This is a genomic window from uncultured Nocardioides sp., from assembly GCF_902805925.1.
Taxonomy (GTDB): Bacteria; Actinomycetota; Actinomycetes; order Propionibacteriales; family Nocardioidaceae; genus Nocardioides.
Genome location: NZ_CADCUP010000115.1, coordinates 1 through 14,564, shown reverse-complemented (window position 1 = coordinate 14,564; position 14,564 = coordinate 1). Strand labels below are relative to the sequence as shown.

Genomic DNA, 14,564 nt, shown 5'->3' with positions numbered 1-14,564 from the left:
CGCCTGCTCACGGGAGCACCGTGAGCGCACCCTCGCGCACCAGTCGCCGGCACAGGACGAGCGCGCTGCCCGGGTCGAGCAGGTCGTGCAGGTCGGACGGGCTCAGCCGCGCGCTGGCGGCGACCCGCTCGAGCGCCGGGCGGACCCGGGCGGGCACGTCGAGGTGCCGGTCGCCCAGCAGCACGCGCACCCTCCCCTCACCGGGGTCGACCAGGCGGAACGGACGGCCTGCGCGCCGCCCCAGCACGGTGTCGCCGGTGAGGTCCGGCAGGGCGAAGCGGTCGCGCAGGCCGCCGGCGAGCGACACGGGGCGGGAGGCGAGGAAGCCCTCCACCTGCCGGCGCGCCAGCGCGTCGGCGTCGAGCCCCCGCACGGCGTCCGCCAGGGCGTCCAGCCGCTCGGCCAGCCGCTCGGCGAGGGCGGCCGGGTCGTCGACGTACGCCGCGGGCAGGTGGCCGTCGTCGACGGCGTCGAGCAGGGGGCGCACCGCCCGGTCGACGAGGTGTCGCCAGGTGAGCTGGTTGATGCCGACGGTGACGTGCAGCGAGGCGGACTCCTGCGCACGGGCGGCGTGCGGCGTGCCGGTGGGGAGGTACATCACCAGGCCGGGCTCGAGCAGGACGTCCTGCACGCCGCCGTCGTGGTGCACCTCCCACAGCTTGGTGCCGTGGGTCTGGAAGACGAAGACGTCGTGGGAGTCGGAGTGCACGGCGAAGCCCTGCGAGCCGGGCGGCGTCAGGTAGGCGTTGGCCTGGCAGGGGTGGCCGAGCTCGGCCTCGAGCTCGGCGACGAGCCGGGTGAGCGGGGGCCAGTAGCGCTGCAGGCCCTGGAGGACCACGCTGGCGCCGCCGTCGACGAGGTCGAAGAGCCTGCGCGGGTCGACCAGTCCGGTCAGTGGCTTGCCCGCCAGCGAGCCCGACCGCGTGTACGACGCCTCCGGCAGCACCGACCCGTCCTGCGCCACCCGCACGGCAGGGGTGCGGATGGCGGTGCTCGTCAGCAGCGCGTCGACGTCGTCCAGCGAGAGCAGCCCGACGAGCCGGTCGGGATCGGCCTGGTGCAGGTGCACGCGAGACGCCCAGACCTTGTGCGCGAAGGCCTGGGCGTCACCGCTGAGCAGGTCGAGAGCGAACAGGGCGCGACCTCAGCCGTCGGTGCCGTCGGCGTCGCCGCCGTCGGACCCGTCGGCGTCGGACCCGTCGGCGTCGCTGGAGCCGCCGTCGGTGCCGTCGGCGTCAGCGCCGTCGCTGCCGTCGGCGTCGGCAGGGCTGGTGTTGGAGCTCGCCTGGGGAGTCGTGGACGTGCTCATCTCCTCGTCGCTCAGGCCACCGGTCGGGTCCTGGGGAGTCGTCGTCATCGCTGCCTCCTTGCATGGGACGGCGGAGGGTCCACCGCGTGGTTCCAGTCCTACCGGGCAGGTCAAGCCCCGGCTACACCGGAGCGGGTGAGGGGGCGTCGCGATCCCGGCTGCAATCCCTGTTGCGATCCCCGGATATCCGGGGATCCCTGCACGGCGACTCAGACCAGCAGCCCCCGGCGGCGCGCGATCGCGGCCGCCTCGGTGCGGGAGGCCGCGTCGAGCTTGCCGAGGATGTTGGAGACGTGCACGGAGACGGTCTTCACGCTGATGAACAGCTGCTTGCCGATCTCGCCGTTGGTGCGGCCCTGCGCAACCAGCGCCAGGATCTCGCTCTCCCGCGGGGTGAGGGCGTCGACGGCTGCGGGCTCACGACGCGCCGGCTGCGAGCCCAGGGCGATCAGCTCGGCGACCAGCGGCGCGGCACCGAGCTCGTGGGCGGTGGCTCGCGCAGCATCGGCGACGGCCCTTGAGGCAGCCGGGTCGCCGCTGCGCAGGATCGCCGCCAGGCGGGCACGCACCCGGGCAAGCTCGTGGACGTGGCCGTAGGCGAGGAACACCTGCTCGGTGTCGCGCCACGCGGCGACCAGGTCGCCCTCGCCGGGGGCGTCGACCTGGGCGGCCCAGCGCCAGCGCAGGTGCTCGGCGTCGAGCCGGACGATCCACGCCTGCGCCTCCGGGCCGAACTCCACCCCGAGCTCCCGGTGGTAGTCGTAGACGCCGTGCCCGTCGGCCAGCAGGTCGTCCGCGACCTCTGCGAGCTCGGCCCGCTCGGCGGCGCTCAGCCGCGGCGCGGCGGTGCCCAGCACGCCGAGCGCCTGCGCCGAGAGCCGGAGCCGCGCCTGGAAGCGCTCGTGCCACGTCTTCGACAGCACCCCGACGATGTCGTCGTAGGTCGTCATGGCGAGGCCCACGTCGCCGGCCTGCTCGGCGAGCTCGAGGAGCGTCGTGGCCGCGGTGATGGCGACGATGCCCTCCTTGGACCAGTAGCCGCGCACCGATCGGGCCCGCTCGCCGGCCCCTGCCCGGCCGCGGCCGGCCATCACGTGGGCCGACACCGCCTCGAGCATGGCCTCGTAGATCGGCGGCGGCACCTCCCCCGACATGTCGGCCAGGGCCATCGCGTCGTCCCACCGGCCGGCCACGACCAGCACGGCCACCTCCATGAACCGGGCCTCGAACGCGAACGGCGCCCAGGGCGTGCCCACCTCGGCGCCCCGCGCCCGGGTGGCGGCGTACGCCGTGAGGGCCTCCTCCAGCTCCGCCCGGTCCTGGTGGAAGCGACCCAGCAGGTAGCGGGCCCGCAGCTCGGCGTTGACCGCGCCGGCCGCGCGAGCCTGGCCGATCACCTCGCGCAGGGAGACGCCGATCTCGTCCACCATCGCCCGTCGGTCGAGCCCCGCCAGCGTGGTGTGGATGTCGGCGCTGAGCCGGGGCATGTCGAGCTGGCGGGTGAGCGCGAGGGCCTCGGTGGCGGCGTCCCGGGCCTCGTCGTGGCGCAGGTGCGCGCTGAGGATGCGGGCGTAGCCGGCCAGCGACTTCGCGCGCTGCTGCGGACTCGCGTCGGCGACCAGCTCGACCGCCCGGCGCGCCATCTCGAGCTCGTCGTCGGGTGCGTCGGTGATGATCAGGCCCAGGGCCAGGCTCGTCATCAGGCGGCCGCGGTCGACGTCGTGGGCGTCGTCGGGCAGCTGCTCGAGCTGCTCGCGCAGGACGGCGTTGGCGCGGGGCACGTGGCCGGCCGCGGTGAGGGCGTCGGCGGTGCGCACGACCAGGTCCGGCACGTCGACCTCGGCCAGGTCGCCGACGGCAGGGTCGCTGAGCAGCGTCAGCGCCTGCTCGTAGTGCTGCGCCGCCTCCTCCGGACCACCCACGCGCACCGCGTCGTGGCCGGCCTCGATGCTGGCGAAGAGGGCGGTTCGGGGGTCTTGGCCCAGGCGTGCGTGCCGGGCCAGCTCGGCGGAGGTGCCGGCGGCCTCGCCGCTGCGCAGCACCCGGGCGTAGGAGCCGTGCAACCGCACCCGCTCGCCGGGCAGCAGGTCGTCGTAGACGGCCTCGCCCAGCAGCGCGTGCCGGAAGGCGTAGGCGTCGCGCACCGGCACCAGGACGTTGGACTCGACGGCGTCGCGCAGGGCGCCGTCGAGGGCACGCTCGTCGACGCCGGAGGCTGCGGCCAGCAGGTGGTGTGAGACCTGCCGGCCGGCGACGGCGGCGGTGCGCACGACCTGGCGAGCGGAGTCGTCGAGGCGGTCGAGCCGCACGAGCAGGACGTCGGCGAGGTCGGCCGGCACACCGCCGGTGGCCCAGGTCGCCCCGACGAGCTCCTCGACGAAGAAGGCGTTGCCCTCGGCCCTGCTGACGATGTCGGCGACGTCGGACTCCGCGATGGGGTCGGGGTGCAGCAGCCGCACCAGGCGGCGTACGTCGAGGGCGGCGAGCGGCTCGAGCTGGATGCGCTCCACGCCGCGCAGCCGGGCCCACTCGGCCACCTGGCGACGCAGCGGGTGACGGCGGTGGAGGTCGTCGGAGCGGTAGGACACGACGAGGTGCACGGGGGTGGCGAAGGGCCGGGTGAACAGGAAGCTGAGGAGGTCTCGCGTGGACTGGTCGGCCCAGTGGGTGTCCTCCACGATCACCAGCAGCGGCGACCCGGCGGCAGCGCGGGTGAGCAGCGCGTGCACCGCCTCGAACAGGTCGGCGCGCTGGAGGCCGCCGTCCTCGCGGCCGTCGTCGAGGGTGCGGATGCGGCGGCCCGGCTGGAGGCGCGCCAGGGCGGGGTGGTCGTCGAGGACCGCCGCGGTGGTGGTGGGCTGCTCCGCGACGAGCCGGCCGAGGATCTCGGAGAAGGCGAGGTAGGGCAGGGCGCTGTCGCCGAGGTCGAGGCTGTGGCCCGCGACGACCTGCCAGCCGGCGGCGTGCGCGCGGTCGCGGAGCTCGGTGAGGAGCCGCGTCTTGCCGACGCCGGCGTCCCCCGCGAGGAGGACGATCGGACGGTCACTGCCGCGGGTCGCGGACGCGGCGATGCCGAGCCGGGAGCTCAGCTCCGTCAGCTCGGCATCGCGTCCGACGAGGTCGGCGCTGCGGGTGGGCACGGTCGACATCATGTCGTGATCCACCGACAGCGTCGCGGGGTTTGCCACGGGTGGCCCCCGGTCAGCGGCTGGACCGGGTGCGGTCACCCGGCACCGGGCGGGCGGTCGGGACGCGCTCGTCCCGTCCGCTGCGCCGGCGGCGGCCTCCCCACGAGTCCCGGACCTTGGCGGTGCGGTACTCGATCTCGGCGTTGAGGTAGCTCTGCGTGGTGTACATCTGGTTCCCCTTCTCGGTGGTGTGAGAAGAGGTTGCGTCCCTGAGGTGGCACCGCACATGGGCGTCCTGCCCTATCCCTGCGCGCCCGGCTACCTCAGATGCGCCGCGCGCCTACCTCAGAGGGCGCCGAGCGGCCTGCCGCCCCGCCACACCCCCGACACCAGGGGCACGCCGGGCCGGTAGGCCAGGTGGACGTGGCTGGGAGCGTCCAGCACGGCCAGGTCGGCCCGCGTCCCGGGTGCCAGCACCCCGACGTCGTCGCGGCCGAGGGCCGCGGCGCCGCCGGCGGTGGCGGCGTGCACGGCCTCCGCCGGGCTCATCCGCATCTCGCGCACGGCCAGCGCCACACAGAACGGCATGGAGCTGGTGAAGCAGGAGCCCGGGTTGCAGTCGCTCGCGATCGCCACGCGCACGCCGGCGTCCAGGAGGCGGCGCGCGTCGGGGTAGGGCTGCCGGGTCGAGAACTCCACGCCCGGCAGCAGCGTCGCGATCGTCCCGCTGTCGCGCAGGGCGTCGACGTCGGTGTCGGACAGGAACGTGCAGTGGTCGACCGCCACCAGGCCGAGCTCGGCGGCGAGGCGGACGCCGGCGCCGTACGTCAGCTGGTTGGCGTGCAGGCGGCCGCGCAGCCCCGCAGCCGCCCCGGCCGCCAGCACGGTGCGGGCCTGGTCGGCGTCGAACGCGCCGTCCTCGCAGAAGACGTCGATCCACCGGGCGTACGGCGCGGCGGCCTCGAGCATCGCGCCGGTGACCAGGTCGACGTACGCCGCGGGGTCGGTGCCGCCGGGCACGACGTGGGCGCCGAGGAACGTCGTCTCCTCGGTGAACTGTCGCGCCACGGCCAGGCTGCGGGCCTCGTCGCGCACGCTCAGCCCGTAGCCGCTCTTGATCTCCAGTGTCGTGGTGCCCTGCCGGGCCATCTCCTGCACGAGGCGGGCGACGTGGGAGGTGAGCTGCTCGTCGGTGGCGGCCCGGGTGGCGGCGACGGTGGTGCGGATGCCGCCGGCGGAGTACGCCTCGCCCGTCATCCGGGCGGCGAACTCGACGGCCCGGTCGCCGGCGAACACCAGGTGGGAGTGGGAGTCGACGAAGCCGGGCACGACCGCGCGGCCGCCGACGTCGTACTGCTGGTCGGCGGCGGGCGCCTCGGCCGCCGGCCCGACCCACGCGACCCGGCTGCCCTCCACGACGACGGCGGCGTCGCTCACCAGTCCCAGCAGCCCCTCGCGCGCGGGGTCGTTGGTGACGAGCTCCCCGATGCCGGTGACGACCGTGCTCACGGCGCTGCCCGTCATGCCCACACCCCCTCGATCGCGGCGGCCAGCTCGCGGCCGATCTCCCGCCGGTCACCCTGTCGCACGACGACCCGGCCGTCGACGACGACCCGGGTGACGTCCTCGGCGACCGCGGCGAAGACGGCCGTCTCGGCACCGGCGCCCGTGCCGGCGGTGCGGGGGCTGGCGAGGTCGAGGGTGACGAGGTCGGCCCGGGCGCCCACGGCGATCGTGCCCGCGTCGGCGACGCCGAGGCTGGCGTGGCCGTGGCGGGTGGCCGCGACGAGCAGCTCGTCGGCGGTCCAGTGGCCGCGCCGCCGGGTGGCCAGCCGCTCGTCGAGCTCGACGGCTCGCATCTCCTCGAAGAGGTCGATGACGGCGTGGCTGTCGGAGCCCAGCGTGAGCCGGCTGCCGGCCTCGTGCAGCCGCCGGCTCGGGCCGATGCCGTCGCCGAGGTCGCGCTCGGTGGTCGGGCAGAGGCCGGCCCAGGTCCGGGCGCCGCCGAGCAGCGCGACGTCCTCGTCGGTGAGGTGGGTGGCGTGCACGGCGCTGGTCCTCGGCCCGAGGGCGCCGGCGTCGTGGAGGAGGCGGGTGGGGGTGACGCCGTACGCCGCCAGGCAGGCCTCGTTCTCCGCCACCTGCTCGCTCAGGTGCGCGTGCAACGGCCGGCCCGCCGCCGTCTCGACCACGGTGGGCAGGGCGTCGCGCGGCACCGCGCGCACGGAGTGGACGGCGGCGCCGACGACGACGCCGTCGGGCTCGTCGAGGGCGGCCACCCGCTCGGCCCAGGCGGCGGCCGAGCCGTCGTCGTACCGCACCTGCACGCCGGTCGGGGGCTCGCCGAAGCCGCTGCTGAGGTAGCAGGTGTCGAGCAGCGTGATGCGCATGCCGGTGTCGCGCGCGGCCGCGACCAGCGCGTGCCCCATCGCGTTGGGGTTGTCGTAGGGCGTGCCGTCGGGCTGGTGGTGCAGGTAGTGGAACTCCCCCACCGTCGTGATGCCCGCCGCCAGCATCTCGCGGTACGTCGCCCGGGCCAGCGCGTGGTAGGAGTCGGGGTCCAGGCGCCCGGCGACGGCGTACATCTGGTCCCGCCAGGTCCAGAAGGTGCCGCGCTCCCGCTGCGTGCGCCCCCTCAGCGCGCGGTGGAACGCGTGGCTGTGGCAGTTGGCGAGGCCGGGCAGCGTGAGGCCGGGGACGCGCTCGGCGCCGCCCGCCTCCGCCCCCGTCTCCACGGTGGTGAAGCGGCCGTCGCCGATGACGACCAGCACCTCGTCGTGCACCGCGCCGTCGATCCACGCCCTCTCCAGCAGGTACGACGTCATGACGCCAGCCGCGCGAGGGTGTCGGCCAGCGCCTGGACACCCACCAGGCAGTCCGCGGTGTCGGCCGACTCCTCGGGCGAGTGCGAGACGCCGGTCGGGTTGCGCACGAACAGCATCGCGGTCGGGATCCCGGCCGCCGACAGGATGCCGGCGTCGTGGCCGGCCTGGGTCGGGATGACCGGCCAGTCACCGCCCTCGTGGTCGGCGGCGATCCGCTGCGCGAGCCCGGCGTCGAAGCGCACTGCGCCCGACACCGACTCGGCGGTCACCGCCAGGTGGGTGCCGTCGCGGCCGGCGCGGTCGGTGCCCTGCCGCTCGATGTCGCCGACCAGGGCGGCCAGCGTCGCGTCGCTGTCGCAGCGCGCGTCCAGCCACGCGGTCACCTGCGACGGCACCGCGTTGGTGCCGTTGGGCGTCACCTCGACGCGGCCGAAGGTGGCGCGCTGCCCGGCGGTCCGCGCCTGCTTGTTGGCGGCCAGCGCGGTCATCGCATAGGTCAGCATCGGGTCTCGGCGATCCTCCATCCGGGTGGTGCCGGCATGGTTGGCCTCGCCGCGGAAGTCGAACCGGTAGCGCCCGTGCGGCCAGATCTCGCTGGCCACCCCGATGGCCGCGCCGCGGTCGACGAGGTCGCGGCCCTGCTCCACGTGCAGCTCCACGAAGGCCGTGATCCCCGACAGGTCGACCAGCCCGCGCGACGGGTCGAGGCCGGCTGCGGACACCGCGTCGGGCAGCCAGGTGCCGTCGCGGTCGCGCAGCTCCCGCGCGCGGTCCCACGTCGTCGCGCCGGTCGCGAGGCGCGAGCCGAGGCAGGCGAGGCCGAAGCGCGAGCCCTCCTCCTCCACGAACACCCCGATCCCGATCGGGGAGGCGACGGCCTCACCGCGCGAGCGGAGCACGTCGACCGCGGCCAGCGCGGACACCACCCCCAGCGGGCCGTCGTACGCGCCGCCGTCGAGCACGGAGTCGAGGTGCGAGCCGGTCAGCACCCCGCCGCGGCGACCCGCTCCGGCGGGGTCCCACCAGGCGATGGTGTTGCCGAGGCCGTCGACCTCGACGTCCAGCTCGCGCGCGGCGGCCTCCTCGCCGAACCACGCCCGCAGCTCCGACTCCGCGCCGGTCCACGGCTGCCGGAAGTAGCCGCCGCTGGCCGCGTCGCGCCCGACCGGGGCCAGGTCGCGCCACATGCGTTCGAAGCTCACCGCCACAGTCCACCGTCCGTCACCGGACGCAGCAACCGGGCGCGCCGTACCCCGCTCTCGGATCCGAGACTGTCCAGCCGGACCGGGCATGCTCGTCCCATGGAGTTCCAGGACGTCGTACGACGCAGACGCATGGTCCGCAGCTACGCCGACCGCCCGGTCGACCCGGCCGTCGTCGACCGCTGCCTCGCCAACGCGACCCGGGCGCCCAGCGCCGGGTTCACCCAGGGCTGGGCCTTCGTGGTGCTCGACACCCCCGAGGACGTCGGCCGCTTCTGGCGGTGCACCGCCGACCCGTCGGCCCCGAGCTCCTGGCTCGCCGGCATGATGCGCGCTCCCGTGGTGGTGCTGCCCTGCTCGAGCAAGGCCGCCTACCTCGACCGCTACGCCGAGCCCGACAAGGGGTGGAGCGACCGTGACGAGGCGCGCTGGTCGATGCCCTTCTGGCACCTGGACACCGCGATGGCCTCCCTGCTGATCCTCCAGACGGTCACCGACGAGGGCCTCGGCGCCTGCTTCTTCGGGATCCCGCCGGAGCACCTCGGCGACGTCCGCCGCGAGTTCGCCGTCCCCGAGAGCCACGAGCCCATCGGCGCGATCACCATCGGCCACCGCGCCGACGGCGGGGCGGCCGGCTCGCCCGCGCGGCGGCGCCGTACCCCCTGGACCGACGTGGTGCACCGCGGGGGCTGGTCCTGAGCGCCCCGGTTTGGTTCATCAAGGTATGTCGGTGAGCCGGCAGTTCCCACGACGTACACCCCGTGGGAACTGCGCATTGGTCTGCATACCATGATGAACCGTGCGCGAGCCCGCCAGCGCCTCCCCGCCCCCACGTACGCTCGTCACATGAGCGAGGAGCGGCGCACCGCCGCGGACCGCTTGCCCGCGCGCGACGAGCGCACGGGCCGGTCCGCCGCGGCGGCGCGGATCAGCAACCAGACCAGGTGGGTCGACCTGCAGGTGCAGCGCGCCATCGAGCGCGGGGAGTGGGACGACCTGCCCGGGTACGGCAAGCCCATCGAGGACCTCGGCAAGGACAACGACCCCGACTGGTGGGTCAAGAAGCTGGTCGAGCGCGAGCAGATCACCGGCGTGCTGCCACCCGCCCTCGCGATCCGCAAGGAGGACGCCGAGCTCGACGACCGGCTCGACCGGATCACCACCGAGAAGGGCGTGCGCCAAGAGCTCGAGGAGTTCAACGTGCGCGTCCACAAGGCGCTCTACACCCCGCCGACCAGCCCGACCGCGCCCGCCATGGTCACCCGGCAGCGTGACGTGGAGGCCGAGGTCGAGGCCTGGCTCGGGCGTCGTACGGCGCGCCAGGAGGCGCAGCGCCGGGCGCTGGCCGAGCAGCAGCGCCAGGACGCCGAGGAGCGGCCCCGCGGCTGGCTGCGCCGGCGGCGCCGCACCTGACCGGGCGCTCCACGTCCGTGGCATCCGTCATGCCTCCCCCGGCCACGGGGGGGTAGGTTCCGGCGCATGCGACCCGCCAAGGACTTCTTCGCCCCGCTCGCCGTGGGCGCCCCGGCCCCGCTCCGCGAGGTGCCGGCCAGGCCGAGCCGGGCGATCCACTTCTTCGACCCCGGCAACGCCAAGATGGCCGCCAAGGTGCCCGCCATGGTCGGCACGGTCGACGTGCTGCTCGGCAACCTCGAGGACGCCGTCCGGGCGGAGAACAAGGAGGCCGCACGGGCGGGGCTGATCGAGGTCGCCCGGAGCACGGACTTCGGGCCCACCCAGCTCTGGACCCGCGTCAACAGCCTGGACAGCCCCTGGGTGCTCGACGACCTGACCACGCTGGTGCCCGCGATCGGCGACCGGCTCGACGTCGTCATGGTGCCCAAGGTGCAGGGCGCGGAGGACATCCACTACGTCGACCGGCTGCTCGCCCAGCTCGAGGCCAAGGCGGGGCTGGAGAGGCCGCTGCTCGTGCACGCGATCCTCGAGACCGCCCGCGGCGTCGCGAACATCGAGGAGATCTGCGCGGCCTCCCCGCGCATGCAGGGCCTCTCCCTCGGCCCGGCCGACCTCGCCGCCGACCGCCGCATGAAGACCACCCGCGTCGGCGGCGGCCACCCCGGCTACCTCGTGCGCCAGGACCCGCCCCGCGACGACCTGGGCACCACCAGGTACGACGCCGAGCGGGCGACGTACCAGCAGGACCTGTGGCACTACACGATCGCCCGGATGGTCGACGCGTGCGCGATGCACGGCATCTACCCCTACTACGGCCCGTTCGGCGACATCGCCGACGAGACCGCCTGCGAGGACCAGTTCCGCAACGCGTTCCTCCTCGGCTGCGTCGGCGCGTGGAGCCTGCACCCCACGCAGGTCGCCATCGCGAACCGTGTCTTCTCCCCCGGCGTCGAGGACGTCGCCCACGCCCGCCGGGTCATCGCCGCCCTGCATGCCGACGGGGGCGACGGCACCGGCGCGGTGATGCTCGACGGCAGGATGGAGGACGACGCCTCGGTCAAGCAGTGCCGGGTGATGGTGGCGCTGGCCGAGCAGCTGGCCGCCGTCGATCCGGCCCTGAGGGAGCAGTACGACGCGATCGACGTGGACGGCGGGGTGCACGCATGAGCGCCGAGGTGTTCCGCCCGCGCCGCTCGGTGCTCTACCTGCCCGGCTCCAACCAGCGGGCGCTGGAGAAGGCGAGGTCGCTGCCCTGCGACGGCCTCATCCTCGACCTGGAGGACGCCGTGGCCCCCGACGACAAGCCCTCGGCACGGCTCGCCGTCTGCGCGGCCGCGGAGAGCGGCGCCTACGGCCGGCGCGAGGTGACGATCCGGGTCAACGGCGCCGACACCGAGTGGCACGACGCCGATCTCGCGGCCGCCGCCCAGGCGGGGCCCGACGCCGTCGTCGTGCCCAAGGTCGACAGCGCCGACGCGGTGCTCGCGCTCGTCGACGCGCTGGACCGGCACCACGCGCCCGAGCACACGAGGCTGTGGGCCATGATCGAGACGCCGTACGCCATGCTGCACGCGGAGGAGATCGCGGCGGCCTCCGACCGGCTGACCGTGCTGGTGATGGGCACCAACGACCTCGCCAAGGAGCTGTACGCCGAGCACGTCCCCGGCCGTCAGCCCCTGCTCGCGGGCCTGGGCCTGGCGCTGCTGGCCGCCCGCGCCGCGGGCAGGGCGATCCTCGACGGCGTCTACAACGACGTGCGGGACACCGACGGCTTCCTCGCCGAGTGCCGCCAGGGCCGGGAGATGGGCTTCGACGGCAAGACGCTGATCCACCCCGGGCAGGTGGCCGGCGCCAACGAGGCGTTCGCGCCGAGCGAGGCGGCCCTCGAGGACGCCCGCGGCGTCCTGGAGGCCTGGGAGTCACGCACCTCCGGCGTGGTGACCTACCGCGGCCGGATGATCGAGAACCTCCACGTCGAGACCGCCCGACGCGTGCTGGCCCTGCACGACGCGATCGACGCCCTCCAGGCATAGCGTGGACGTGTGATCCCCCGCCGGTTGCTCGTGGTCGCGGCGTTCTTCGTCGCCGTGGCGGCGGTCGTCGTCGTGCTCGAGCGGCGCGACGACCCCGGCGGCTCGGTGGCGGTCGACCCGCTGCGCCCGAGCAGCACGCCGACGCCGGCGCCGAGCGGCACCCCGAGGCCCTCGCGGCAGCCGCCGCGCACCGAGCTGGCCTGCCGCGCCGCCTCGGGTCCCTTCACGCCGACCTCGATCGCCGTCGACGACGTCACGACCGGCGCCCTCGTGCTGGCCGTGGCGCGCGACGACGACGGTGCCGTCGGCGTGCCGCCGGTCACCGCCGCCAGCCAGGACCGGTTCGCGTGGGACGCCCCCGGCGTCGCGCCCGGCAGCCCCCGCGGCGACGCCCTCTTCACCGCGCCCACCTCGACCGACGGCTCTGCCTTGGGCAACGCGCTGCTGGCCGGGCTCGAGACCGGCGACGGGCTCGTCGTGCGCGGGGGCGCCGGCGAGCGGCTCTGCTACGACGTCGTGCGCCGCGAGGAGGTCACCGCCGAGACCGCCATGCCCGAGCTCGACAGCGGCGAGGGACCACCGCGGGTGGTCATTCTCGTGCGCTCCGGCGAGCGCCGGGGTCCCGGCGACTGGAGCCACCGCACGCTATGGTTCGCCGAGCCGGCATGACGGCGGTGCACCACGTCGAGCACGGCACCGGGCGACCCGTCCTGGTGCTGCACGGCATCGGCGTGGACCACCACGAGACGCAGGCGTGCTTCGAGCCCGTCCTCGCGGCCGTCGACGGGCTCCGCCGCATCTATCCCGACCTGCCCGGCATGGGCCGGACCGCGGCTCCCGAGGAGATGCGGAGCGCCGAGGACGTCCTCGACGCGCTGCTCGGCTTCGCGGCCCAGGTCACCGGCGGGGCGCCGTATCTCCTGGTCGGACACTCGGCCGGCGCCTACTACGCGCAGGCGATGGCCGGGAGGACGCCGGACCAGGTCGCCGGGCTCGCGCTGGTCTGCCCGCTCCTGCCCGGGCTGCGCGACGTCCCGGAGCACCGCGTCGTCGCCGGCACGGGCGACCTCGGCGACGACGGCTTCCGCGGCTACTTCGTGGTGCAGACACCGGAGATGCTGGAGCGGTACGAGCGCCACGTCGCCCCCGCCGCCGCGCTGGTCGACCACGCGGCGCTCGAGCGGATGGGCGAGCGGTGGGAGCTCGCGCCCGCTGCCGGGCCGCCGTACGCCGGTCCCACGCTCGTCGTGGCCGGACGCCTCGACTCGACCGTGGGGTACGCCGCCGCAGCCGGCCTGGTCGAGCACTACCCGCACGCCTCGCTCGCCGTCCTCGACGACGCCGGCCATGCGCTGCCGCACGAGCGGCCCGACGTCCTGCGCGCGCTCGTCCTCGACTGGCTCACCCGCACCTGAGGGGTCGGCGTCAGCGCAGCCCCATCGAGCCGGAGACGTCCGGCTCCCACGGCAGCCGGGCGTCCTCGGCGATCCGCTCGTCGAGCGCCGCGGCGACGTCCTCGGGCCACGGCGCCGTGCGCCGCGTCTCCATGTCGATGTGGAGGAACACCTCCTCCATCACGAAGCTCAGCCGCTCGTGGGAGTCGTCGAGCAGGTAGACCAGCGCGTGCACCGCCCGCTCCGAGCGGCCGAGCAGCCGCACGCGCGTCGACATCATGTCGCCGGTGCGCATCTCGGCGAGGTAGACCAGGTGGTGCTCGGCGGAGAAGCACGCGTGCCCCTTGGCCGGCCAGTTCTGCGAGATCCCCTGCGGCACCAGCGACTCGTCGAGCCCCTCGCTCGCGATGCCGGTGTAGTGCCGCACGTTGAGGTGGCCGTTGGCGTCCTCGAAGGCCACCGGGACGGGCTGGACGGCGTACGCCGGCAGGTCGGCGAGCTGCTCGTACGGGGGGTGGGGGGCTCTCACGGGCTGGGAGCCTATCGGGGCCGGGACGGCGGTCGTGCCGCCGCTAGATGCACGGCCCCTGCCCCAGGAGCCGCAGCCCCTCGAGGTCACCGGGGCCGAAGGACGTGACCTCGCTGAGGGACTCCGCCATCAGCTCGCGCGAGGAGTCGACGTGGGCGAGGCCGAACACGTGTCCGAGCTCGTGGAGCAGCACCGCTCGCGCCTCGTCGTCGTCGCCCCGCTCGGTCAGCTGCCGGTAGTAGTCGCTCGACAGGGCGACGGTGCCCGCGACCAGGCGGCGGCTGCCGTTGGGGCCGTCGACGGTGCGGCTGCCCCCCAGCCCGGCGGTGTGGTCGGTCAGCTCGGCGATCGCGTCACCGTCCTGCCAGGAGACGCTGATCGGATCGTCGGGGTGGGTCGGCCCGGCCTCGAAGCTCCAGTTCGGCGCATGGCCGCCGAAGGCGCCGGAGACGACGATGTCGAGCCCGGTGGCGCTGCGCATCACGGCCACCGCCTCGCGCACGAGCCGCTCGGCATCGGGCGGCCCTCCGGCCGGGTACACGGCCACCTGGATGAGCTGGCACGAGCTGTAGGCGACGGGCCGGCTCTTGACCGTGTCCAGGAACGCGTGGGTGGGCTCCGCATCGCCCCGCCGAACCGGGTCAGCAGCGCCACGGCCGCCACGGCCCCCAGCACGGCCAGTGGCACGCGGGCCGAGCGGCGCTGTGGGGAGGCCGCGGGGACGGGGG

At 75.0% G+C, this 14,564-nt stretch carries 15 protein-coding genes; 6 read left to right on the top strand and 9 right to left on the bottom strand.

Annotation, left to right across the window (positions count from 1 at the left end; translation table 11 throughout):
* Positions 1–7 precede the first annotated feature (7 nt).
* The 7 genes from QZX64_RS08190 to QZX64_RS08160 form a co-directional block, all read right to left on the bottom strand.
* Positions 8–1,069 carry a JmjC domain-containing protein gene (locus tag QZX64_RS08190; protein WP_366558532.1) on the bottom strand — a complete coding sequence of 354 codons (1,062 nt, stop codon included), beginning with the start codon at positions 1,067–1,069 and terminating at the stop codon, positions 8–10.
* 75 nt (positions 1,070–1,144) lie between these two features.
* Positions 1,145–1,357: a hypothetical protein gene (locus QZX64_RS08185; protein ID WP_295658270.1), complete on the bottom strand. Its 213-nt coding sequence runs from the start codon at positions 1,355–1,357 to the stop codon at positions 1,145–1,147.
* Between the two features lie 161 nt (positions 1,358–1,518).
* Complete coding sequence (locus QZX64_RS08180; protein ID WP_295658269.1) at positions 1,519–4,449, bottom strand: helix-turn-helix transcriptional regulator; 2,931 nt, start codon at positions 4,447–4,449, stop codon at positions 1,519–1,521.
* A gap of 61 nt (positions 4,450–4,510) precedes the next feature.
* Positions 4,511–4,666, bottom strand: a complete 156-nt coding sequence (locus tag QZX64_RS08175; protein ID WP_295658267.1) for a hypothetical protein — start codon at positions 4,664–4,666, stop codon at positions 4,511–4,513.
* A gap of 116 nt (positions 4,667–4,782) precedes the next feature.
* A complete protein-coding gene (gene hutI / locus QZX64_RS08170) occupies positions 4,783–5,946 on the bottom strand; it encodes an imidazolonepropionase (RefSeq protein ID WP_295658303.1) in 1,164 nt (387 codons plus the stop codon).
* Between the two features lie 11 nt (positions 5,947–5,957).
* Entirely contained in the window at positions 5,958–7,262 is a 1,305-nt protein-coding gene (locus QZX64_RS08165) for a formimidoylglutamate deiminase (RefSeq protein WP_295658266.1), read from the bottom strand.
* Positions 7,259–8,464 (bottom strand): allantoate amidohydrolase, encoded by a 1,206-nt coding sequence (locus tag QZX64_RS08160; RefSeq protein ID WP_366558531.1) that lies wholly within the window; start codon positions 8,462–8,464, stop codon positions 7,259–7,261. The genes QZX64_RS08165 and QZX64_RS08160 overlap by 4 nt, the downstream gene beginning before the upstream one ends.
* A 99-nt stretch (positions 8,465–8,563) precedes the next feature.
* Here QZX64_RS08160 and QZX64_RS08155 point away from each other — a divergent pair, with 99 nt between their 5' ends.
* The 6 genes from QZX64_RS08155 (at position 8,564) to QZX64_RS08130 (ending at position 13,328) form a co-directional block, all read left to right on the top strand.
* On the top strand, positions 8,564–9,163 hold the full coding sequence (locus QZX64_RS08155; RefSeq protein ID WP_295658264.1) for a nitroreductase family protein: 600 nt from the start codon (positions 8,564–8,566) through the stop codon (positions 9,161–9,163).
* Positions 9,164–9,310: 147 nt separating this feature from the next.
* Positions 9,311–9,877 (top strand): DUF1992 domain-containing protein, encoded by a 567-nt coding sequence (locus QZX64_RS08150; RefSeq protein WP_295658262.1) that lies wholly within the window; start codon positions 9,311–9,313, stop codon positions 9,875–9,877.
* A gap of 66 nt (positions 9,878–9,943) precedes the next feature.
* Positions 9,944–11,047: a CoA ester lyase gene (locus QZX64_RS08145; RefSeq protein ID WP_295658261.1), complete on the top strand. Its 1,104-nt coding sequence runs from the start codon at positions 9,944–9,946 to the stop codon at positions 11,045–11,047.
* The gene (locus tag QZX64_RS08140; RefSeq protein ID WP_295658259.1) at positions 11,044–11,913 is read left to right on the top strand and encodes a CoA ester lyase; all 870 of its coding nucleotides are present in this window, start codon (positions 11,044–11,046) and stop codon (positions 11,911–11,913) included. The genes QZX64_RS08145 and QZX64_RS08140 overlap by 4 nt, the downstream gene beginning before the upstream one ends.
* Positions 11,914–11,922: 9 nt before the next feature.
* Positions 11,923–12,582: a class F sortase gene (locus tag QZX64_RS08135; protein WP_295658258.1), complete on the top strand. Its 660-nt coding sequence runs from the start codon at positions 11,923–11,925 to the stop codon at positions 12,580–12,582.
* Positions 12,579–13,328 carry an alpha/beta fold hydrolase gene (locus QZX64_RS08130; RefSeq protein ID WP_295658256.1) on the top strand — a complete coding sequence of 250 codons (750 nt, stop codon included), beginning with the start codon at positions 12,579–12,581 and terminating at the stop codon, positions 13,326–13,328. Before QZX64_RS08135 ends, QZX64_RS08130 begins: the two co-directional genes overlap by 4 nt.
* A 10-nt stretch (positions 13,329–13,338) precedes the next feature.
* On the opposite strand, the gene QZX64_RS08125 is transcribed toward QZX64_RS08130, so the two are convergent.
* On the bottom strand, positions 13,339–13,836 hold the full coding sequence (locus QZX64_RS08125) for a thioesterase family protein (RefSeq protein ID WP_295658255.1): 498 nt from the start codon (positions 13,834–13,836) through the stop codon (positions 13,339–13,341).
* A 43-nt stretch (positions 13,837–13,879) separates the two neighbouring features.
* Positions 13,880–14,377 (bottom strand): matrixin family metalloprotease, encoded by a 498-nt coding sequence (locus QZX64_RS08120; protein WP_295658254.1) that lies wholly within the window; start codon positions 14,375–14,377, stop codon positions 13,880–13,882.
* Between the last annotated feature and the right edge of the window lie 187 nt (positions 14,378–14,564).

What these genes read in the sequence shown, in the direction of transcription:
- QZX64_RS08185 (WP_295658270.1), bottom strand. Translation starts at nt 1,357, where the DNA reads ATGACGACGACTCCCCAGGACCCGACCGGTGGCCTGAGCGACGAGGAG.
- QZX64_RS08175 (WP_295658267.1), bottom strand. Translation starts at nt 4,666, where the DNA reads ATGTACACCACGCAGAGCTACCTCAACGCCGAGATCGAGTACCGCACC.
- QZX64_RS08165 (WP_295658266.1), bottom strand. Translation starts at nt 7,262, where the DNA reads ATGACGTCGTACCTGCTGGAGAGGGCGTGGATCGACGGCGCGGTGCAC.
- QZX64_RS08155 (WP_295658264.1), top strand. Translation starts at nt 8,564, where the DNA reads ATGGAGTTCCAGGACGTCGTACGACGCAGACGCATGGTCCGCAGCTAC.
- QZX64_RS08150 (WP_295658262.1), top strand. Translation starts at nt 9,311, where the DNA reads ATGAGCGAGGAGCGGCGCACCGCCGCGGACCGCTTGCCCGCGCGCGAC.
- QZX64_RS08145 (WP_295658261.1), top strand. Translation starts at nt 9,944, where the DNA reads ATGCGACCCGCCAAGGACTTCTTCGCCCCGCTCGCCGTGGGCGCCCCG.
- QZX64_RS08140 (WP_295658259.1), top strand. Translation starts at nt 11,044, where the DNA reads ATGAGCGCCGAGGTGTTCCGCCCGCGCCGCTCGGTGCTCTACCTGCCC.
- QZX64_RS08130 (WP_295658256.1), top strand. Translation starts at nt 12,579, where the DNA reads ATGACGGCGGTGCACCACGTCGAGCACGGCACCGGGCGACCCGTCCTG.